This window comes from Methanohalophilus sp. DAL1 (genome assembly GCF_001683555.1).
Taxonomy (GTDB): Archaea; Halobacteriota; Methanosarcinia; order Methanosarcinales; family Methanosarcinaceae; genus Methanohalophilus; species Methanohalophilus euhalobius.
Window position 1 is genome coordinate 1 of record NZ_MAFX01000006.1, and the last position, 21,702, is coordinate 21,702.

Annotated in this window: 23 protein-coding genes; 14 read left to right on the top strand and 9 right to left on the bottom strand. The window is 40.6% G+C overall.

Translation table 11 applies throughout. The features are described 5' to 3' along the window. Nucleotides 1-16 precede the first annotated feature (16 nt). On the bottom strand, nucleotides 17-1,615 hold the full coding sequence (locus tag A9957_RS01555) for a CHAD domain-containing protein (protein WP_292342951.1): 1,599 nt from the start codon (nucleotides 1,613-1,615) through the stop codon (nucleotides 17-19). 142 nt (nucleotides 1,616-1,757) lie between these two features. Here A9957_RS01555 and A9957_RS01560 point away from each other — a divergent pair, with 142 nt between their 5' ends. Then, on the top strand, nucleotides 1,758-2,132 hold the full coding sequence (locus tag A9957_RS01560) for a hypothetical protein (protein ID WP_128753993.1): 375 nt from the start codon (nucleotides 1,758-1,760) through the stop codon (nucleotides 2,130-2,132). A gap of 15 nt (nucleotides 2,133-2,147) precedes the next feature. Here A9957_RS01560 and A9957_RS01565 read toward each other — a convergent pair whose 3' ends face one another. Next, on the bottom strand, nucleotides 2,148-3,191 hold the full coding sequence (locus A9957_RS01565; protein ID WP_128753994.1) for a phosphate uptake regulator PhoU: 1,044 nt from the start codon (nucleotides 3,189-3,191) through the stop codon (nucleotides 2,148-2,150). Nucleotides 3,192-3,589: 398 nt separating this feature from the next. Between A9957_RS01565 and psmB the strand changes: the two genes are divergently transcribed. Further along, nucleotides 3,590-4,222: an archaeal proteasome endopeptidase complex subunit beta gene (gene psmB / locus A9957_RS01570; RefSeq protein WP_096711550.1), complete on the top strand. Its 633-nt coding sequence runs from the start codon at nucleotides 3,590-3,592 to the stop codon at nucleotides 4,220-4,222. Between the two features lie 78 nt (nucleotides 4,223-4,300). Continuing rightward, nucleotides 4,301-6,214 carry a beta-CASP ribonuclease aCPSF1 gene (locus tag A9957_RS01575; protein WP_096711549.1) on the top strand — a complete coding sequence of 638 codons (1,914 nt, stop codon included), beginning with the start codon at nucleotides 4,301-4,303 and terminating at the stop codon, nucleotides 6,212-6,214. A gap of 4 nt (nucleotides 6,215-6,218) precedes the next feature. On the opposite strand, the gene A9957_RS01580 is transcribed toward A9957_RS01575, so the two are convergent. After that, a complete protein-coding gene (locus A9957_RS01580; RefSeq protein WP_096711548.1) occupies nucleotides 6,219-6,887 on the bottom strand; it encodes an HAD family phosphatase in 669 nt (222 codons plus the stop codon). Nucleotides 6,888-6,973: 86 nt separating this feature from the next. Here A9957_RS01580 and A9957_RS01585 point away from each other — a divergent pair, with 86 nt between their 5' ends. Further along, nucleotides 6,974-7,099 (top strand): hypothetical protein, encoded by a 126-nt coding sequence (locus tag A9957_RS01585; protein ID WP_258082578.1) that lies wholly within the window; start codon nucleotides 6,974-6,976, stop codon nucleotides 7,097-7,099. A gap of 169 nt (nucleotides 7,100-7,268) precedes the next feature. Here the strand turns inward: A9957_RS01585 and A9957_RS01590 are convergent, their stop codons facing one another. The 5 genes from A9957_RS01590 to A9957_RS01610 form a co-directional block, all read right to left on the bottom strand. Next, complete coding sequence (locus tag A9957_RS01590) at nucleotides 7,269-7,631, bottom strand: transcriptional regulator protein (protein ID WP_241645728.1); 363 nt, start codon at nucleotides 7,629-7,631, stop codon at nucleotides 7,269-7,271. A 460-nt stretch (nucleotides 7,632-8,091) separates the two neighbouring features. After that, nucleotides 8,092-8,463, bottom strand: a complete 372-nt coding sequence (locus A9957_RS01595) for a YigZ family protein (RefSeq protein WP_105460556.1) — start codon at nucleotides 8,461-8,463, stop codon at nucleotides 8,092-8,094. A gap of 183 nt (nucleotides 8,464-8,646) precedes the next feature. Continuing rightward, nucleotides 8,647-8,859, bottom strand: coding sequence for a hypothetical protein (locus tag A9957_RS01600; RefSeq protein WP_181079267.1), 213 nt, complete (start codon nucleotides 8,857-8,859; stop codon nucleotides 8,647-8,649). Between the two features lie 143 nt (nucleotides 8,860-9,002). Beyond that, a complete protein-coding gene (locus A9957_RS01605) occupies nucleotides 9,003-9,803 on the bottom strand; it encodes an ABC transporter permease (protein ID WP_105460557.1) in 801 nt (266 codons plus the stop codon). Further along, nucleotides 9,796-10,440, bottom strand: a complete 645-nt coding sequence (locus tag A9957_RS01610; RefSeq protein ID WP_105460558.1) for an ATP-binding cassette domain-containing protein — start codon at nucleotides 10,438-10,440, stop codon at nucleotides 9,796-9,798. The genes A9957_RS01605 and A9957_RS01610 overlap by 8 nt, the downstream gene beginning before the upstream one ends. A gap of 407 nt (nucleotides 10,441-10,847) precedes the next feature. On the opposite strand from A9957_RS01610, the gene mtaA reads away from it, so the two are divergent. The 10 genes from mtaA to A9957_RS01660 all read left to right on the top strand — a co-directional run bounded on the left by mtaA (nucleotide 10,848) and on the right by A9957_RS01660 (nucleotide 18,584). Beyond that, nucleotides 10,848-11,864 (top strand): methylcobamide:CoM methyltransferase MtaA, encoded by a 1,017-nt coding sequence (mtaA, locus tag A9957_RS01615; RefSeq protein ID WP_292342953.1) that lies wholly within the window; start codon nucleotides 10,848-10,850, stop codon nucleotides 11,862-11,864. A gap of 44 nt (nucleotides 11,865-11,908) precedes the next feature. Further along, nucleotides 11,909-12,967, top strand: a complete 1,059-nt coding sequence (locus tag A9957_RS01620) for a GTP-binding protein (RefSeq protein ID WP_292342955.1) — start codon at nucleotides 11,909-11,911, stop codon at nucleotides 12,965-12,967. Between the two features lie 56 nt (nucleotides 12,968-13,023). Beyond that, nucleotides 13,024-13,287 carry a hypothetical protein gene (locus A9957_RS01625; protein ID WP_096711541.1) on the top strand — a complete coding sequence of 88 codons (264 nt, stop codon included), beginning with the start codon at nucleotides 13,024-13,026 and terminating at the stop codon, nucleotides 13,285-13,287. Nucleotides 13,288-13,438: 151 nt separating this feature from the next. After that, nucleotides 13,439-13,660 carry a sulfurtransferase TusA family protein gene (locus A9957_RS01630; protein ID WP_072357887.1) on the top strand — a complete coding sequence of 74 codons (222 nt, stop codon included), beginning with the start codon at nucleotides 13,439-13,441 and terminating at the stop codon, nucleotides 13,658-13,660. A 14-nt stretch (nucleotides 13,661-13,674) separates the two neighbouring features. Continuing rightward, nucleotides 13,675-14,094 (top strand): DsrE/DsrF/DrsH-like family protein, encoded by a 420-nt coding sequence (locus A9957_RS01635; RefSeq protein WP_096711540.1) that lies wholly within the window; start codon nucleotides 13,675-13,677, stop codon nucleotides 14,092-14,094. Nucleotides 14,095-14,102: 8 nt separating this feature from the next. Beyond that, a complete protein-coding gene (locus tag A9957_RS01640; protein WP_096711539.1) occupies nucleotides 14,103-15,269 on the top strand; it encodes a cysteine desulfurase family protein in 1,167 nt (388 codons plus the stop codon). Between the two features lie 10 nt (nucleotides 15,270-15,279). Beyond that, nucleotides 15,280-15,915, top strand: a complete 636-nt coding sequence (locus A9957_RS01645) for an iron-sulfur cluster assembly scaffold protein (RefSeq protein ID WP_096711538.1) — start codon at nucleotides 15,280-15,282, stop codon at nucleotides 15,913-15,915. A 44-nt stretch (nucleotides 15,916-15,959) separates the two neighbouring features. Then, nucleotides 15,960-16,532: a flavodoxin family protein gene (locus A9957_RS01650; RefSeq protein WP_277749679.1), complete on the top strand. Its 573-nt coding sequence runs from the start codon at nucleotides 15,960-15,962 to the stop codon at nucleotides 16,530-16,532. Nucleotides 16,533-16,673: 141 nt separating this feature from the next. Next, complete coding sequence (locus tag A9957_RS01655; protein ID WP_128753996.1) at nucleotides 16,674-17,159, top strand: arsenate reductase ArsC; 486 nt, start codon at nucleotides 16,674-16,676, stop codon at nucleotides 17,157-17,159. 162 nt (nucleotides 17,160-17,321) lie between these two features. Then, entirely contained in the window at nucleotides 17,322-18,584 is a 1,263-nt protein-coding gene (locus tag A9957_RS01660) for a diaminopimelate decarboxylase (RefSeq protein WP_292342957.1), read from the top strand. A 37-nt stretch (nucleotides 18,585-18,621) separates the two neighbouring features. On the opposite strand, the gene A9957_RS01665 is transcribed toward A9957_RS01660, so the two are convergent. Continuing rightward, the gene (locus A9957_RS01665) at nucleotides 18,622-21,654 is read right to left on the bottom strand and encodes a tetratricopeptide repeat protein (protein WP_292342959.1); all 3,033 of its coding nucleotides are present in this window, start codon (nucleotides 21,652-21,654) and stop codon (nucleotides 18,622-18,624) included. Nucleotides 21,655-21,702 lie beyond the last annotated feature (48 nt).

Sequence of the window (21,702 nt, forward strand, 5' to 3'; positions counted from 1 at the left end):
GTACTAAAAATATTAATCAAATATTCTTTGAATACATTCCTGCAATGGATTCTGCAAACATCTTCCCAAATTCCGGTTCGGTAATACTTTCCCATTCAGCAGGGAATTTATCCCGCAGTTTTTTTATTTCTTCTTCTTTGTAATGGATGAATGCATCAATGTGGCCATCAACAGCATTGTTTTCCTTTTCTCCCCATGAGGTACTTTTGTCTCCCCAGTGTCCACTTTCCTTGAACCCGTTCAGAAGTTCGACAGCAACGGCTGCATCGTGCATGTCTCCCAAATTATCCTGAAGACTCTTCAGCCGCTTTATTGTCTGTTTGGCTTCGTCTCCCAGGACTTCCTGGAAGAATTCAAAGGTATAACGCAGGATTTTCACATCTATACGTAATCTGTGCAGTACTTCCAGGGGTGCTTCATGGGGGTCAGGACCTACTTTGTCTTCATAGGCAAGAACATTTGCATATTGGCCATAAACAAGTGTGGGAAATACTTCTCGTACACTGGTAGGACGGGGAGTTCCTTTGCTATTTTCATCTTCCATCTTCCAGTAATTCTTTTTCCCCAGGGCATCCTCAAACTTTTTCTTGAACCTGTTGTACCTTTTGCTATCCAGGTATTCCAACATATTCCCTCTTTCTTTGGCCCTTTCTATCTCGATGTTATCTTTCAGGAAATCGAGTTCCCTTTTACGTTTTTCTGGTAACTCTTCACAATAATGGTCAATACGTTCAAGGAATACGTCCATGTCCCTTACATTACCTAGTGCTTTACGGGTGCGTTTTATTCCTTTGAGGTATCGGCCAAGTTCTTTCATATCAAGGTAGGGATTGAGAACTTCAAAACCGGCTTTGATACGCATTGCAGCCACCCGCATGTCATGTAGCTCTTCTATGTCCCTTCCAACTTTTGTTCCTATTTCATGCTTTTGCATTTTCTTGAAATGTTTCTGGAAGATCTTCCGGGCGGCTTCGGCCATTGTGTCATCGGTTTGGATTTCAATCTTCTTTTTTGATTTTTTGTTATCTTCTTTTTCTTCTTCAGGAGCGGCTTCTATCTGTTTTTCTTTCAGCTCCTCTGTAACTTTTAGTTCTTCGTCATCCTGATTCATAATGTATTCTCCCCCAATCTTGCTTTGGTATTCTTCCTCTTGATTACCTGTAAGTTCCATCATTATAAGTTGGGCCAGGGCAATAAAAAATGAATTATTTTTAGAGTTGTTTTTTAATTTATTGATCTCTAAAAGATGATTAAGCATTTCTTTGAAGATCCTTGTTATAAGAAAGAGTGTAGTGGCTAGATACCCCAGTGCAATATAGGACACGTTTGGATATATCCATTTTTCAGGATAGAGGGAAATAAACCCGCCTATAATGATTGCATATAAGATGGCACTTATCAGGGTGTAACCGTTTTCCTGTTTTATTAATAGATTCAATCCCAGCATTATGAGTGCTAGCCCTGTTGCAAATGCACCCATGGTCACCAGTATTTCCCCTGCCGGAGAATAACGGTTCAATTCCATCAACATAAGGGCCACAGCGCCCCCGATCCCCAGTGTTGCGCCTGCTATTACTGCAAAAAGACCAATTATCAATGATTTGCCCGAGCCCATGATGCTCTATGTATATTTGATTACTTTAAAAACTTCCCATCGTAATCAGAACTATTTTTAGATGAAGGTCTGGAATTCATGAACATTGTTACTTAATATGTGTACATCAAGTTAATAGAGATGTACATACAAGATTTTAATTATGGATTTCCTCGACTCATCCACCTTTGAGTATTCAGGAAAGGATTTGTTTGTTTTCCTTTCTGACATCAAATACATTATCCTATTCTACGTCTTCGGGGATTTCCTTACTACCATAGGTGCCCTGAATTTCGGGGTCGAGCAAAACGGATTTATAGCAGTCGTACTGGCGGAATTTGGCCTGGGGGCCTTTTTGCTTTTGAAAATCCTCTTTATTGGGGTGGTTTATTTGAACTACAAACTCATCAGGCAATCCGGCCTGTCCTGGAGTTCATTTCTGTGGAATACGTCCAAATTTGCTATTGCTTTTTTGGGTATTGTACTTGTAGTGAATAATTTGATGGTTATGCTGACCCAAACCAGTTTGATAGTCTAATCCTAAAAAAGTAAATTATGTGTTCAAGTCCTTTGTACTCATATTAATGGATATTTCTGCGATATCGCCACTGTATTCAGCAATCCTTTGCAGGCTTTCCACAATGAAGCCAAATTGGTGTGAGTTGGTGTTTGCCTGCCTGTTCTTGTATAATGCAGTACCTTCCAGGGAAATTTTCTTTGCATTCTTTATGACCATATTTGCTTCCATGGGATCGAGATTTGAAAGTAGGGCCATGGACTGCTTGAAGATAGTCTGGACATCTTCTGCCATTTTGAATACAGGGTCATCAGGTTCCACTTCATTTTCCATTTCAATCAGGTTCTTTGCAATCCTGACCACATGGTCTCCGATCCTTTCCATGCTTTTAGTAACAAGCCGATAGCCCAGGCACTCCCTGGGCCTTTCTATACCAATCTTTTCTGAAAGGTTGCGGTCTTCAATGGCTGCTTTCAACTGTCTTACAGTCAAAAGGTAAAACCTGTCTATCTCATTGTCCCTGAGGATTATATCCTGGGCGACTTCTTTGTCATTTTTCTCAATTGCTTCCATTATGTCGCTTAACATTGATGTTAATAGGCCGGACATATTTTGCATAGCCCTGTGGAGGGAAAGGTCCCTGTAATTGAGCAGGCTTTGCAGCACAAGTTCATGGTGGCTTTCCTCCACCACTTCAAGACCTACAAGCCTTTTGCGGGATGCATCTTTTATGAATTTACGATCGGCTGCACTGAATCCCTCTTTTGACTCCATTTTAATTATATCATAGCCAGCAAGATAATGAGAAATAAGTATCCTGAAAATGTCTTCCGGCTCGGCTACAGGAGGCTGATTATACATTTTTCCTTTTTTGGGGATCAGGCGATTAATTTCAATTTTGGTTTCGTATCTTTGATTTTTGTTGAGTGTATCAGAGGATATCAGGAGTGAACTTTTATTCTGGGGTGCAAGGATTACGCTATCTCCAGCTTCAAGACCGGCCCCTCTCACCCAGTTTATGGGGAGAGATACTATAAAGGTGGACCCTCCTGTGAGTTGTACTTTTCTTCTTTCAGACATGATAGTTTCCTTTGATTTTCATAAAAATATTTTTCAATTAATAATAGTAAGTGTTTTTTGATATAATGGTTGATTTGCCTGAGTGTTGTTATTGTTGGTTAGAAATATCTCAATGTGTATTCATATGGTTAGTAAATTATATATTTTGTCAATATATAATATATATTGATATTTTGTATATGTATTTTAATTACATAACACTAATACCTGTGTTTCTGGGGGTCAGTAGCAGTTGAGCAATTACTATTGGTTCATCTGTGCGATAAACTAAATTATAAGTGCAATATCTCTTCAACAGAAACTCTTATATAGCTAAATTGCCAATCATTTACTGTATTACCCTATACCATAGGTGTGTTTTTACAAATTAATTTCTCGTTTTTTGCTGAGGTATACTGATGGATAATGACAAACATTTAAAAGGCACGACCACTGTAGGCATAGTTTGCAGTGATGGAGTTGTTCTTGCCACTGAAAAAAGGGCAACTATGGGCAACTTCATAGCCAGCAAGACCGCAAAGAAGATTTACCAGATCGATGACCTGGTCGGGATGACCACTGCTGGCTCGGTAGGTGATGCCCAGCAACTTGTGCGGATGATTAGTGTGGAATCCAAACTCTATAAAATGAGGAGACAGGAATCAATAACCATCAAAGGCCTCACAACTTTACTCTCCAACATCCTTGGTGGGCAACGCTATTTCCCTCTAATGGTCCAACTCCTGGTAGGTGGCGTAGATAAGAATGGACCTGCCATATTTTCACTCGATGCGATGGGTGGAAATATTGAGGAGACAAAAGCCGTTGCTACGGGCTCTGGTTCACCGATGGCTTATGGTGTTCTTGAAGACCGCTATCATGAAGGTATCAATGTCGAAGAGGGTATGGAACTTGCAATCCGTGCTCTTTACAATGCCATGAAAAGAGATTCAGCTTCTGGAAATGGTATCGATGTTGTCAAAATAACTGCGGATAGCTATAATAGGCTTGATACCGGAGAGGTGGACAAAATACTTGAAAATCTGAAATAAGCTACCTTATTCATCTTATTTTTTAAAATACTCTTTCCCACATTTTCTACTTTTTTATAATACAGGAAGGCATTTTTAATGGTCATAGAAGATATCCTAGAAGGATTAAAGAAAAAAATCGAGAAGAATCTTCCGGCTGGCACTACAATTTCAAATGTAGAATTTGAGGGTCCTCAGCTTGTGGTATATACAGAAGAACCCCGGAAATTTGCTGATAATGGAAACATCGTACGGACCCTGGCCAAAAATTTAAGGACCAGAATAGTTGTTCGTCCTGATCCAAAGGTACTTTTGGCACCAGAAGAATCTATCGACCTTATCGATCAAACAGTTCCCGAGGATTCAGGAGTCACAAATTATGATTTTGCTCCGGATGTCGGGGAAGTGATAATTGAGGCGGAAAAACCCGGCCTTGTAATAGGCAAGCATGGGGAAACCCTTCGTGAAATAACCAAGAAGATAGGCTGGACCCCGAAAGTTGTCAGGACTCCGCCGATAAAATCCCGTACTGTGAAAAATATACGGGAATTTATGAAAAAGAACCATTCCGATAGAAAGAATATCCTTAAAACAATTGGGAGGAAAATTCACAGGGAATGTACTTCCAAGGACCAATGGGTACGTCTTACGTCCCTTGGTGGCTGTCGTGAAGTGGGTAGAAGTTGTTTCCTGCTCTCCACTCCGGAATCCAAGATTATGATCGATTGCGGTGTCAATGTAGGTTCCGACGATGACATGACTCCTTATCTTTACATTCCTGAAGTACAGCCCCTAAATCAGATTGATGCGGTTGTTATTACCCATGCACACCTTGATCATCAGGGTCTTGTGCCTCTTCTCTATAAATATGGTTATGATGGGCCAATTTATTGTACCCACCCAACCAGGGATATGATGGTCCTGCTTGAACTGGACTTTATCGACGTGGCTGCCAAAGATGGAAAGCGGGTCCCATATGAATCTGCGGATGTACGTAATGCACTAAAGCACAGCATCGTACTGGAATACGAAGAAGTGACTGATATTGCACCTGACATCAAGCTTACGTTCCACAATGCAGGCCATATTATTGGATCTGCAATATCCCATTTCCATATAGGGGACGGTTTGCATAATGTGGTAATAACCGGGGACTTCAAGTATGGGCCGACACGCCTTTTCAATCCTGCAGTAAACAAGTTCCCCCGGGTTGAGACCGTTATTACGGAATCAACTTATGGTGCCTCTAATTCTATGCAGCCTGCATTAAAAGATGCCGAAAAGAACCTGCAAAAGATTATCAAGGAAACTATAGATCGACAGGGTGTTGTGCTTATTCCTGCATTTGCTGTGGGAAGAAGCCAGGAGGTTATGATTGTCATAGAGGAAGCTATCAGGAAAGGAATTATTGATGAGGTTCCGGTTTATCTCGATGGTATGATATGGGAAGCAACTGCCATCCATGCTACCTATCCGGAATATCTAAATAATGATCTGAGACGCCTGATTTTCCAGAAAGGACAGAATCCATTCCTCTCTGAATGTTTCAAACCTGTGGATTCTAATGAACTCAGGAGAAATATTATTGAAAATCCACATCCATGTGTGATCCTGTCCACTTCCGGTATGATGAGCGGTGGGCCGGTCATGGAATATTTCAAAGCCTTTGCACCGGGTGAAAGAAATACTTTAGTGTTTGTTGGTTATCAGGCCGATGGAACTTTGGGTCGCCGTATCCAGAAAGGCTGGAAGGAAATCCCCCTGTCTTCCGGAGGCAAGGGTTCAGAAACTGTGCGAGTGAACATGGATGTTGAGATTGTGGATGGTTTTTCCGGTCACTCGGACCGCAGGCAACTCATGGAATTTTTCAAGCGCATGAAACCACAACCAGAACATGTGTTCACAGAGCACGGCGATGAACGTTCGTGTATAGACCTTGCAAGTTCTGTCCATAAAAGAAAGAAAATTGATACAAGAGCTCTTACCAATCTGGAAACTATAAGACTGGTATAAAGCTTTAATCAAGGAGACTGCGGAGGTACTCTACAAGTTCCCTGTGGTCTCTTACAACAATATCTGCCTTGTGGAGATGATCAGCGCTGACATAGGTTGGAACTGCAATGCAAAACAATCCTGCATTCTTTGCGGCTTCAACTCCCAAGGGTGCATTTTCCAGGACAATACATTTATCTTTTTGTACTGCAAGCCTTTCCACAGCAGTCAAATAAGGCTCGGGGTCAGGTTTGCCTTTTTCTACATCTGTTCCTGCAATCATTGTATTGAATATTTTGGGATAGAATTTTCTCATCAGCGTTTCTACAATGGCACGGTCGGATCCTGAGACTACTGCAAGTTTGAACTTTGCTTGCAGGGATTTGAAAGTTTCATCCATTCCATCAAATACACATGCTTTCTGGTTCTTGAAAAAAAGTTCTTTTTTCCGTTCATGTATCTGCTCAATATCCTCTTCAGTAGGCACCATTCCTTGCTTTTCAAATATTTTTTCTATAATCCCTCTGTGATTTGATCCTTCGAGAATGTATATTTCTTCTTTTTCGATATCTATCCCTGCTTCTTTGAAGGACGTTTTCCAGGCATGTGCATGGAATGGCATCGAATCTACCAGCACTCCATCGACATCTGATATGATTGCCTCTAAGTTTTCAGGTATTGCAGTTTTATCCATGACGGTTGAGTACTATTTTAGCTTATTAAAAGGTTGTTCGAAAAGATTATAACGATACAGGTCCCATGTTATTATGGTGAATTCGCATGTCTAAGTTCAACAAAAGGGATACAGAGAGAAAGGGTGCGAAAAAAAATGAAAACCTTGAAGAAAAACTCATTCAGGAAAATCTGAATGACCTTAAATCGGAAGGTGATGATTTTTCGGAATAAAAGCTTTTTTGGTGTGAGGTTATCCCTTTTGCAGTCTGTTATCTGCATTTCAGGATGGCCTGTGAAAAGTAGTTGAACATTCTTGACATATATCAAGAAACATTATTGATTCAAAAAAAGCCCAACCGGCCACTTATGGGCCGGTTGCCTCTCTACTAAATATAAAAAATTAGTCTTTGGAAAGTGATCTCAGCCTCTTGACGAGGGTGATCCTTGCATCGTTTTCTTCTTTAACTTTCTCTTCAAAATGTCTGACGATCTTGTTGAGAGGAGCTGCAAGACTGTAAATCTTTGTAGGCCTTCCTTTGCCGTTTAGTTTTTTGCTGCTTTCCTCTATCCAGTTATTCTTTCTCATGGAACGCATTGCAACACTTACTTCAGGTTGTCGCAATCCTGTGTTCATTTCAATATCCTGAGATGAAGCTTCGTCAACATTTTTTAAGTAAGCAATAGTAGTTGCCAGGTTTCTTGAAACTCCAAGGCCTCTAAATGCTTCTATCATCTCTTCATCTGACTCGTTTATTCTTGTCATGTACATCTTTAATCCTTCCTTTCATATCATTTGTCGAAGAGTCATACCCTACGGTAATTGGAATATTTTATTCTTCGATACCACCACTTCTATATAAGTACTATATTACACATGGTTTATATATTTTACGTTAAATTGACATTCATATAAAAAATTTAATGAGAAACGCAATTTGAATATTTCATCTCTGCGTCTGATCCCAACAGGCGGATAGCCTTTGTCTACTCATCCTGCTATTCATATACGATGATAGCATCGTATGCATGTATACATAGCAGTAAAAAAATTGTATGGATATTATAACATAATCCTGGGTGCTGGATTATTTGCCAAATGTTGGTTGTAGATCTATTATAGAGGAATTTAGTAATTATTGTTCTTCAAATAAGAGTTTGTATTTCCTTTTTATGGGTGAATTTATTTTCTTTTAAAGTCGGGTTATCTAAGTGTCTGGAATTTTCTAATTAATCAGTTTTTCCAATTCACCAATTTTGTCTTCTGCAACAGCAACTACGATTTCCACTATATCAGAATAGTGTTCATCCAGGATTGTGGCACAATTTTCAAGCATATGTTTTACAAACTGAATATTCCCATAGTCCACTATGATTTTCATTTCCTTTGTGGGCCTCTGCTCAACAACCCCGGCATCGTCTATAGCCTCAATAGCGGTTTGTTTGTAAGCACGGGATAGTCCGCCAAAGCCAAGTTTGATTCCACCAAAATACCGGCTGATTATAACCACAACATTATCAAGCCCCTTCAGTTCAAGGACTTTGAAAACAGGTTTACCAAAATTTACTGAAGGTTCTCCGTCATCATCATATTTCATAATCAGGTTTCCGTCACCTGTGATAGGTATGCAAATACATTATGGTTGGCGTCGGGATATCTTTGTCTGATGTCTTTCACAAAACGCTGTGCTTTAGTTTCGTCTGCAACCTTATAGTGCTTACACGTACGGCTTTTGGAATATAAGGAAGAAAGTCAAGAAGTCCCAACATTTATACTTTTTTTAAAGCATATCCCTGAACTTAACCCATCTGCGAGTCATGATAACAGTTTTATCAGTGCCACGAATGACCTGTTCAGGGAAAACATCCTTCATGAAGTTCTTGAAGAATGGGTGGGTAGTTGAGCCCAAATAAATCACATCATGATTCTCTGCTTCTTCATCGATAACAGAGACTGCATCATCACCAACAATAAACTTGCTTTCTGTTTCCACTCCCGATAAATGAGTGAAAACTCCCTGAAATACCTTGAAGAGAAAGGAGAAATACTGGGTAAGATTTTCTCTTTATGTGTTTGTATTGTTCGATAACAGAGGATAACTGATATCGATTTTTCAACTTTTCCATACAGATTTCTTCATGAAACATCCGGTGTATTTCGGAACACCTGATCATTCAATATCCCGTATTCATCAAAACAAATACGTGATGTCAGGAAAATTGCAAGTGTCACACATGTAACAGTGGATACATAAACAGAAACCATTACTGCAATCTGGTACTTGATTGCCAGGATCGGTGATGCTCCGGCTATCAACTGGCCACTCATCATGCCGGGGAGGTGAACTATTCCTATAGTAGAAATATCTCCTACAGCCGGTTTCAGGGAAGAACGGAGGCCTTTTCTTACATAGGGCATAAGTGCCTCATTCATTCCGGCACCAAAAGAAAGTCTGGATACATAGCGGTTCTCATTCCTTTTCAGGCTGCTGTAGAAATTTCCTACACCAATGATAGTTCCGCCAAGGGAATTACCAAGCAATATACCACCTATGGGTATGAGGTAAGGGGCTTCAAATACATTGGCCAGGTCAATTACAAAGAGGTTCACATACATAAGAATCAGGAACGTACCTCCCAGGAAAGCGCCAAGTGTAGGAATATAAAGGGATTTGAGATCCATTTCCTGACGCTGGACGGACTCAAATGCTGCAAATGAAACCATCAGGAAAAACCACAACAAATTCAATACAGGATTGTTCATATCAAACACAAATGTCAGGAATAGACCGGCAAGGAAAAGCTGTATCGTCATCCTGAAAATAGCTGAAAGGGATTCTTTACCCATATTCAGCCGTACATATCTCATTATCAATAAAGGAATAATGAGCAGAAGAAAACCAAAGAATAAACCTGTGTAGGAAATCTCATCAGGCATTTATTTCACATCCGTCAACAAATATTTCATCCATAGCTACTCTGTCCCATGTGTTGTCGTGGGACACAACAAGAAGTGTCCAGTCTTCATTTTCAAGAAAAAAATCCACAACTTTTTCCTTAAGTTCGGGATCCAGTGCCGATGTAACTTCATCAAGCAGGAAAATCTCCTTGCCCAGTAACACAGAAATTATTATGCATATTCTCTGTTTCTCCCCGCCTGAAAGATCCTCAAACTTCTTGTACACAATGGACCTGTCCAGCCCAAAGTATTCAATCAGGGAATTACGCTTCCTGTGATACTTTCTTCCCCGGTTATGGTCGAAAGAAAATATTTCGTTGATCAAATCCTTAACAATTCCCTCACCGATATCAGTATCCTGTGATACATATGCGATTTCTTTCCTGATGTCCCATATGTTAGAGGCCGAAACTTTCCTCCCCCTGTAAAAAATCTCCCCACCGTCGACATGTAAAATTCCCAAAATTATTTTGAGAAGAGTTGATTTACCGCTTCCTGACCGCCCTTTAAGTATCAATTTATCACCCTGATTGACAATCAGATTAAATTTAGAAAAAAGACGAGAACCATGAAAATCAACACATATATCCTTATAACGTATCAGTTCTGAACTCATTTATAAGCACCTCGCTCAAAAATCCTCCTTTCAGTAACACTTAAATCATAAATTGGAAACTTAATCATTCAATACAACATACCTATTACTTCTGCCATACATTTTGTTTTTTGTAAATTCGAACAATTAAATCCACTTTATTTGTTTTAATAATTAGATCATTTCAATTAAGAACCTATTATGCGCACATTAAATATGAATCTTGTTGATTATTTTTAACACGAAAGTTGTACTTGATTCTAAAAAAATCCATTATAATAACACCCATATTCCACATCGACAAAATACTATCAATGAAGCTAAAAACAAAAAGATTGAAGGATAACACTGAAGTACTAACCAAACTAAATCTAAAGGAAATAGAGAATAGAATAACTAGAATAGAATAACTTATACAAAGGTCAACCATGCAACAAAAACAGAGAATCATCAATGCACTGGAACGTAAACCAGTAGATAAAATTCCTGCAGGATTGTTCACAACCGCTGCTCCGCTGGAAATTATGGATTCATGTGGTGTTGCCAGACCCGAAGCTGACTTTGATGCTGAAAAGATGGCTGAGCTGGCAATAGCCACCCAGAGTATCCTTGGATTTGAGACTATACGCTACCCCTTTGACTTAACAGTGCTGGCAGAAAGTTTCGGCTGTAAGATTCACAGGGGATCAAAGGACATACCTCCTGCTGTACTCGAAGGACCGGAGATCAACATTGAAGGCATAGAAGTCCCTGAAGATTTGATGCAAAGAGGAAGAATGCCTGCAATTCTTGAAGCCACACATATTATAAAAAGGCAAGTCGGGAATGAAGTTCCACTTATATGTGGTTTTGCCGGTCCTGTGGACCTTGCTGTTAATCTGATGGGCATGAAGCCATTCCTGTTAAAAATACTGAAAGAACCACATAAAATAGAAAGATTAATGGAAGTCACTACCCAGGCATGCATAAAGGCTGCTAATGAAAGCCTGGAAGCAGGAGCAGATGTAATATGTTTCGGAGAAGCAGTTGTTTCCCCCGACATTGTTCCACCGGCTATGTTTAAGTCCGTCATAAAACCATACTATAGACAACTTGTAGATTCTGTTAACGGGAAATGTGTAATCCATGTATGCGGAAAATCTGATCCCGTAATAAAAGATATTGCCGAATGTGGATTTTGTGGTATAAGTGTTGAAGAAAGTGTTGAAGATCTGCAATACGCCATAAAAATGGCACATGAAGGTGGTGCTGCATTGATAGGCAATGTTTCAACTTCCACTACCATATACAATAAAAATGCTGAAGAAGTAAAAGCAGAAGCTTTGAAATGTCTGGAGGCAGGCGTGGACATCCTGGCTCCGGGTTGTGGGATCGCACCACAGTCACCCATAAAGAATATGCAGGCCCTTACACAGGCACGGAATGAATTCTGCGAGGAAAGATAAAAAACGGATCAAGAAGTAACTTACTTTTTCAAAAGGTGTAATAAATGAAAGTAATAATCATTGGCGGATTTCTGGGCAGCGGTAAAACTACTACCCTGCTTAAGCTGGGAAAATATCTCAATGATAAAGGCGAAAAAATCGCTATTATCGTAAATGAGTTAGGTGAAATCGGAGTTGATGGGACAACACTGGATATAGAAGGAGTGGAAACCAGGGAAATCACCAACGGATGTATTTGCTGCACTTTGAAAATCGATATGGAACAGGCGCTTGACTCCCTTGCCGAGGAATATGGACCGAACACGGTAATTATTGAACCTACAGGTGTTGCGTTCCCCCGGCAGATCAAAGAAGAAATTAAATTGATGAAAATTGCAGATATGGAGTTTTCCCCAATAATAAATCTGATAGATGGAAGCCGGTTCGATCTGGAAATTGAGCAGGTTCCAAAATTCATGAAGACCCAGATCGAGGATGCAGATATCCTGGGCATTAACAAGATAGACGTCGCGACAGATGAACAGATCAGTAAAGTCAAAGCGTTATTGCAACACTATAATACTGATGCAAGAATTCTGGAATTTTCTGCAAAGGAAAATGAAGGAAATTTTGAAGAATTAATAGAAACCATAAGTGGAGAAGGAAAACAAAGAGACCATTCTATAAAACAAAATTCTATTGCCGAATCAAATGTATCATCACATGCTATTGAATTTGCAATTGAGACAAATGATCTGGAAATCAAGAAAGGGCACAAACTGGCAAATGAAATTGTTGATTCCATACATAGCCAGTTCATTCAATTGAATCCGGATTTTATAGGCCATATAAAGATGTCCATGGACCTACCGAAAACTTTCCTGAAAATCAGCCTCACATCCTCTACAAACAAACCTGAAATAGAAATTTTTGAGAGGGAAAATGTTGCAAACCAAAAAGTTAGAGCATTGGCAGCTGTGACAAATATCAGACAGGATGATGTAGTCAAAATACTGGAAAACACTATTGAGGAAATGTTTGCGGAAACAGGAATTGATCTTCAGAGACTTCAGCAACATACAGACACAAAAAATATCATTAACCTGTGTGATATTTCTATATAAACAGAACCGGGGGTCTAATAATAACTGATAACAAATCGGAGCAAAATCAGAGAGTGATGCCTATATGGGTATCTGCAGGATCTATTGCGGGTGCACTCTACGGCAACCTGTTACTTGGACCGTCTATAGGAAGCGTGGGGCTTGGCACTATAATGGGTATAGCAATAGGGTCACTTGGTGGTGTTTCTTTCGGATTATCACAGATACGAAAGCAGGAAGGAGATGATAAATATGCCTTTGAAGGTGAAGAAAATCTCATGAAGATCATGGGAGCGGTCGCTATCATCCTTTTTGTAATTACTCTTGCTATGTTGTTCTGACCAGAAGAATGCCGATAAGGGTGATCGACATTCTTCAAATGAGCCATGCAGCCTGTTATGCTATGCGAGAAACTTATATATCATTTGCAAACATATAAACATGTTAACAATTGTGAAATTGCAGATATGATAGATATTCAGGGGAAAAGAAATGACAAAAATAGAAGTAGATACAAGGGGAGAGACCTGCCCGGTACCGCTAGTTGAATGCAGGAAGGCACTGAGAAAAGCTACACCGGGAGACGAAGTCATAGTCACCGGCACACATCCAGCTTCAAAGAAGGAGATACCAATGGCCTGTGAATCCATGGGGCTTGAAATTATAGGTATCGATGAAGAAGCTGATGAGTGGAAAATCAGAATTAAGCGTTAAAAGGGTTGGTTTCTGTGAGCAATAAAACCGTCATAATAGTCCATAGCGGAGACATGGACAAACTGTACAGTGCACTCATTATTGCAAATGGTTCACTGTCGATGGGAATGGAAGTTTCCCTGTATTTTACTTTCTGGGGCCTTGAGCGGTTGAAAAAAGGAGGACTCGAAAAGGGTCCCTTCTCCAAAATGAATTTCCTGGGGCTTGGAAAATGGATGGTCAAAAGCAGGATGAAAAAGGCCAATGTAGCTCCTCTTGAAAAAATGATGACCGATTTCAAGGAACTGGGGGGTAAAATAATTGCCTGTGAAATGACCATGGAAATTATGGGAATCAAACAAGAACAGCTACGTACCGAATGGATTGATGAATATGGTGCTGTGGGCACCTATGTCCATGAAGCAAAAGATGCAGAGATTACATTGTTTATCTGAGGAATTGTATGGAAGACAAAACTGCTTATTTTGATAATTCCGCAAGCACACGGTTGGATGAAAGAGTGTTTGAGGCAATGAAGCCGTATTATTTTGATACTTATGCAGTGGCAACATCAGAGTTTGCCTATTCGATGGGTATTGATGCAAAGGAGGCGCTTGAAGAAGCAAGGTCCACAATTGCAGATTCATTAAATGCTTCGCCGGGAGAAATTGTTTTCACATCCGGAAGCACCGAATCAAGCAATATGGCAATAAAGGGAGTAACATCTGCGCTCAAAAAGAAGGGGAAACACCTTATTGTCTCAAAAATCGAGGATTTCCCCGTCCTGAACACCGCAAAAGCACTGGAAAAACAGGGTTTTGAAGTCGATTTCATTGAAGTGGATGACACTGGTCGGCTAAATACAGAACAACTTGCCGAGACGATCACAGACGAAACTGTTCTCGTCTCGATACAGCATGCCAATCAGGAAATAGGTACGCTGCAGGATCTGGAAAGCATTTCAAACATATGCAGGGAGAAAGGAGTACTTCTGCATACAGATGCCACCCATAGTTTCACACGCGTTCCAATAGATGTACAAAAAATTCCTGTGGACCTGATAACGGTTGCATCACATACCATACATGGACCCCGTGGTGTTGGAGGGCTCTATATACGCAAAGACACACCTATCAATAAATGGATGGACGGTGGATTCCAGGAATTCAACCTCAGGGCGGGCCTTGAAAATATACCGGGGGCCGTAGGATTTGCAAAAGCAGTAGAACTTGTGACAGAAGAGGAAAACAGGCAGATCAAAGCACTTAGAGACCATCTTATAGAGAGAATATCCAGTGAAATTACGGATGTAATATTAAACGGAAGTAAGGAACACAGGAGTCCACATAATGCCAACATAACGCTCCATTATGTAGAAGGTGAATCACTTACTCTACATCTGGATATGCGTGGATTTGCGGTCAGCACTGGTTCTGCGTGCTTTAGCCGCTCCCTTGAAGCAAGTCACGTTATACTGGGCATAGGGGGAGACCATGAAAGGGCCCATGGGTCATTGCGCTTTACCTTCAGTCGTTACAATACCCTTGAGGAAACCGATGCCATGGTGGATGCGATAAAGGAAATCGTTGCTCAATTAAGAGAAATTAGTCCATTGTACGAGAAAAAGTGAGGTGTTTAATGTGAAATTCCCTTACAGTGAAAAAGTTCTTGATCACTTTAAAAACCCCCGGAATGTGGGTAAAATAGAAAACCCGGATGGCAAGGGGCTGGAAGGAAGTCCGGCATGTGGTGACATGGTGGCAGTATACCTGAATGTCAATTCCGAAACCTTGGTGATAGAGGATATAAAATTTGAATCCTATGGATGTGCATCCAATATCGCTACAGCTTCCATAATTACCGAAATGGCCAAGGGAAAGACCCTGGAAGAAGCCAAAAATATCTCATGGAAGCAAGCCACCGAAGAACTAGGGGGGCTGCCCACAGTAAAAGCACACTGTTCAGTACTGGCTGTGGAAGGTTTGAGGGCGGCAATTAGGGATTATGAAGAAAAGCATGGCCTTGTGAGTGAGAAAGAAACTACTACTGAAGAAGTCGTCAGAAGGCGCCTGAAACATGTCATGAATCCCATGGCGGGGCTGGATATAGTCAGGACGGAACTTGTGACAAAGATAGAGATAAATGAGGGTTCTGTGAGAATACTTATAGACCTTCCTTCAGATCACCAGTTCGCATCGGCTATTAAAGAGGATATTCTGGAGAAAGTAGAGTCACTCTGGGATATCGAAGAAGTGAAGGTCGTTTTCACAGAATAATTACAGAAGAGGAGGAATATAGTATTACAATAGATATTCTGGGAATCTGCGCAAGTCCCAGGAAGGCAGGCAATACTGACGTATTGCTGGATGAGGTAATGGAAGGCGCAAAAAGTAACGGTGCTACAGTCGGGATAGTACATCTGCGGGATTACAGTATCGAGTCTTGCGTGGGATGTGAGCAGTGCAGACAGGATAATACCTGCACCCGATTCTATGACGGCATGAGCCTGCTGTATCCGAAAATAGAAGAAGCAAAGGGCATGGTGCTTGGTTCCCCTACCTACAATTACAACGTTACCTCCCTTATGAAAACCTTCATAGATCGCCTCTATCCTTACTACAATTTCACAGATGACAGACCACGTGAGTATTCCAGCCGGCTGGCAGGACAGGGAAGACGTGCCTGCGTTTTCACCATTGGAGAGCAATCTATCATTGAAGATATCGGGTTCAGCCTGGAAGCCATGAGTTATCCCCTGGAAGCCCTGGGATACACAGTGGATAAGGCGATGCCTGTGCTTAACCAATTTGACAGGGGAATTATCAAAAAGGATGAAGCAGCGCTTAAAAAGGCTTTCGAAATGGGCGAGGAACTTGCCGGGAAATTAAAGTGAAGGATTGTCTGTTGGATTAATAACTAAAATACAGATTTGTTATTGAAGAATCACAGGCACAATTGATCGGTACTGTTTGATATAGAATCTACATAATCTATGCAGGTAACACTTATTGCCACATCAGCTCCTCTACATTTCATGAAAGAAAGCAACGAAAATGTCAAAGTACTTTTCATTTGTGTGCACAACAGTGCAAGAAGCCAGATAGCAGAAGAATACCTGAAAAGACTTGGAGAAGGCAAGTTCGAAGCTGAGAGTGCGGGTTTTGAACCCGAACAGATTAATTCACTCGTCCTTGAAGTAATGAAGGAAGATGGATTCGACCTCACAAAGAAAAAGACCCAGGATGCATGGGACCTTTTCCGGGCAGGTAAATTTTTCCATTTCGTAATCACTGTTTGCGACAGAGAGCACGAGAAGAGATGTCCTATATACCCAAAACCCTTTGCAAAATTATACTGGCCATTCCCGGAACCTGAAAATTTCACAGGCACACATGAAGAAAAGCTGGAACAAATGAGGAATTTGAGAGATACAATAAAAAAGAGAGTAGCACAAATTCGTAGAAGAAACAAGTGGCTTTTCACACGGATCAAAATAATTCAACCCTGGAATACTTTTTAGGTGGAGGGCATAAATCACCCCACATAATGCTTTTTTTGTTTCTTATTCAGATAAGGATAAACTATATAAGAAACCTTCATCACAGCAATAGCAATAATCATCTTAATAAAAATACACCACTGAGTGTATCGTCTTTATTTTACAATTATTGAGGAGAAAAAAATGGTATCAAAAGAAGTACCTTTTACTAAAGAAAAAGTACAGGAGATCGCGGAAATATATCCTACTCCTTTCCATCTCTATGATGAGAAAGGCATACTGAAAAATGTGGAAAAACTTAAAGAAGCCTTCGGGATTCTGGAAGGTTTTCAGGAATACTACGCTGTAAAAGCCCTCCCCAATCCATATATACTCAAAATCCTGAAAAACCAGGGATTTGGTGCCGATTGCAGTTCCCTTCCCGAACTTGTACTTGCTGAAAAAGCGGGTATTGTTGGTGGAAATATTATGTTCAGCTCCAACGATACACCAGCAGAAGAATTCGTCAAGGCAAAAGAACTGGGCGCTATAATCAATCTTGACGACATAAGTCATATCGATTACCTTGAAAAACATGCAGGCCTGCCTGAAATGATATGTTTCCGTTATAATCCCGGTGCATTAAAAAAAGGTAACAAGTTCATAGGCAATCCTGAAGATGCAAAATACGGTTTTACCCGGGAACAGCTCTTTGAAGGATATAAAAAACTGGCCGATAAAGGGGTCAAGAGATTCGGTATCCACACAATGGTAGCATCCAATGAACTGGACCCTACCTATTTCATAGAAACTGCCAGGATTCTCTTTGAAGTTATCGCCGATATTTCAAAGGAACTCGGTATCAAATTCGAATTCGCGAATCTGGGAGGCGGTATAGGAATACCCTACGAGCCAGACCAGGAGCCAGTCCCCTATGATGTTATAGCAAAGGGTGTTAAGGAAGAATATGATAAAATAATTTCCGCAAACGGCCTTGACCCCCTCAAGATCTACCTTGAATGCGGGAGAGTAATCACCGGACCCTATGGATACCTTATCAGTAAAGTACGCCATCTCAAGCATACCTACAAGGATTTTGTAGGAATGGATGCCACAATGGCAAACCTTATGAGGCCGGGCGTTTACGGCGCTTACCACCATATAACTGTACCTGGCAAGGAAAACCAGCCTCATGACCATACATATGATGTGACAGGCTCTCTTTGCGAAAACAATGACAAATTCGCCATAGACAGGAAACTGCCTGAAATCGAAATTGGTGACATCCTGGCAATGCATGATGCCGGAGCACACGGCCATGCAATGGGATTCAATTATAATGGAAAATTACGCTCTGCTGAAATTTTGCTCAGGGAAGATGGCAGTGCTGTACAAATCAGAAGAGCAGAAACTATGGAAGACTATTTTGCCACACTGGATTTTGAAGGTCTCGAGAATTTTAAATGAAATGACCTGAAAAAAATATAATCGGGTATAAACCCGATTATTTATTATACCACCGTAAAGGCAGCTCATATCCCAGATTGGGATCGTATTCCTTTGGCAGGAAGAATTTCGTTCCCCTGTTGTCCAGAGCCTCTTCAAAACCCGGATCTATGGAATCAAGTTTCAATTTGGTTGTCTTTGCCTCTGAAGATTTACCTATCCTATAAAGGGCAAACCGCTTATTATAAAGTACAGAAGGATTGTTCGGATCAATCGAAAGGGCTTGATCATAGCATTCGATTGCCTCATCGACATTACCCATCATGTTATTGGCAAATCCTTTGTTGTACCATGCAGTAATGCAATTGGGTTTCACCTCAAGTAGGCGGTCATAATATATTATTGACCCTGCATAGCTACTCAACAGGTACTTGATAGTAGCCTTGTGATAGAGAGCGTCAGCGTTGTTGGGCTGGAGTGCTAGAATCTGGTCGTATACAATATCGGCTTTATTGTACTCTCCAAGAAGGTATAGATTAAACCCTTTATGCTCCATTGCAGTAGCATGCTGTGGATTAACGGCAAGTAACTGTTCATAGCATTCGATTGCTTTCTGGTATTGCCCGATATTTTCAAAAGCCAGCCCCTTATTGAACAATGCATCCTGATTTTTGGGGTCAGAATCCAGAATTTTATCATAAACAACTATTGCATCACTGAAACGGCCCATCTTTTCAAGGTTGTCAGATTTGAGGTACAGAGCATCCTGATTTGAAGGCTGATTATTAATGACAGTATCGATTGCATTCAGGGATACATCATACATCCTTGCCTTGTGTGCGGATTGAGCCAGCAGATACCATGCATTCATGTCTTTTGGCTCCAAACTGAGATATTTCTGGTAAGCATTGGCTGCATTCCTGAAACTTCCAAGTTTGTCGTATATCAATCCCCTGTTATACAGAGCATCACCATTATCCGGGTCATTCTCTACTACTCTTCCATAAGCATACAGGGCAGTCTGGAGGTCACCTGCCTTTTGTGATACTATTGCGTATTTATGCCACAATTTCACAGAATCGGAATTAACTGAAAGAGCCTGTTTAAACGCATCTGAAGAATCGTCCCATTGATTGTATTTTTTGAAAAGATCCCCTTTACCTTCCCAGGCAGCTGCATAATCAGGTTCTATCATTGTAGCCATTTCAAATGAAGAGAGGGATTTATTCGTATTATTTACGGCTGACATTGTCATGGCGCGTGAATACCATAGGTATTCGGGAGCTGGCAGCTCACCATCTTCAATAGACGCAAGGGAGTTGACAGACACATCTGTCCCACTTCCCATGAAAGTCAGATCAAATCCGTTACTTTTAAGGAAATCAAGGAACGGGGAATTGCCTGTATAATGAAAATTATTCCTATGATCAGATTCTTTTTGATTGGATTGCGATAGCTTACTCTGATCAGTCCTTAGTTGATAACTGGCTGCTGAGTGACCAGGATTCAGTTCAAGGACTTTTTCATAAGAAGTGATAGCTTCATCATACCTTCCAAGTTCATCCAGAACGGCCCCTCTCTCATACCACACCTGTGCTGAGGATGGCTCAAGTTCACAGACTTTATCATAAGCCTCTAAAGATTGCTCATATTTACCCAGTATTTTCAGGTCAACAGCCATCTCATACCAGGCAAGGGTATAGTTCCCATCCCTTTCTGTGGCCTCCTCATAGCTCTTAACTGCTTTTCCATACTCGCCTATCCTGTCTAACAATACCGCCTGTTCATACCATACAGCAGGAGCATCCGGCTCAATGCCAAGGGCTTCTCCATAGCTATCGATAGCTTCTGAAAAATCACCATAGTTTTTAAGAATAGTAGCTTTTCGGTACCATACGACGGCATGAGGTTCTGTTTCAAGTACGTCATTGTAGCATTCAAGTGCATCCTCATATTTTTCCAGCCTGTAGAATGCTTCACCTTTATTGAACAGTATCTGGGCAGACTCTGAATCAAACTGGGGTGTTTCATAGAAAACCTCATGGGAATCGGTTTCAATCATAATTGAGGGAGCCTCTGAAACACGTCCGATACCACGTGCATGATCCGGATTTAATTTAAGGGCCTGGTCATAACATTCAATCGACTCCTCATACCTTCCAAGTTCATCCAGTAATTGCCCCTTCAGGTTCCATAGTGTTTTATTTTCCGGATCGTATTCCAGTGCCTGATTGTAACAGGTTAGTGCATAATTATTCTGACCCAGTTCTTCAAGACTGCGGGCTTTGTATCTCCATGAATCCACATTGTATGGTTGTATTTCAAGCACCCTGTCATAATATTCAATGGCTAGGTTGTAATCATCCATTTTTTCTGCAACAAGACCATACTTCAATAATAATTCAGAATTATTTGGATCCCTTAGGAGGGCTTTATCATAATTATCCTGTGCTTTCTGATACTCTCCCATGGCTTCATAGCATTCCCCCAGCTGTGTCCAGGAATCTGTTTTGGAGGGATTGATACGCAAAGCAGCCTGGAAATGTTCGATTGCATCCTCGTACTTGCCTTCATTTTTGTAATACAGACCTTTGTTATAGAGGTCCTCAGAATGATATCCATAAGCACTTAATGCTGCATCCTGATATGTAAGCGAATCATTATAATTACCCTCTAAATGGCTTATTTTTCCTTTAAGGAATAGAATTGGCAACACTTCCAGATCGGGATTATTGACCATTTCAGTTATATTTTGATCAGCGTCCTTCAGGTTCAAAAGAGCTTTTTCATAGTACTGTGTGGCTTCATTCTCACGAGCCAGATTTTCGAGACTCAGGCCAGCTATATAAAGGGCATAAGTAGAATTGGGATTGGAATCTAGAACCCTTTTGGAAACTTCCAGAGATTGATCATAGTTTCCTGATAAATAAAAAGATGAAATGTTCTCATATGTGTCACTATAAAGGTACTGAGAATCATTTGTCTGTGTAATATTTACTTCCTGTGTAATATTTACTTCATCCGAATAAAGGGATATACCATCATTCAAATTGTCAACAGCAACAGCTGGATGACATAGAGTAATTGCCAAAAATAAGACTAAAGTAAACATTGATAAAATGTTTTTGAACCCCATCAC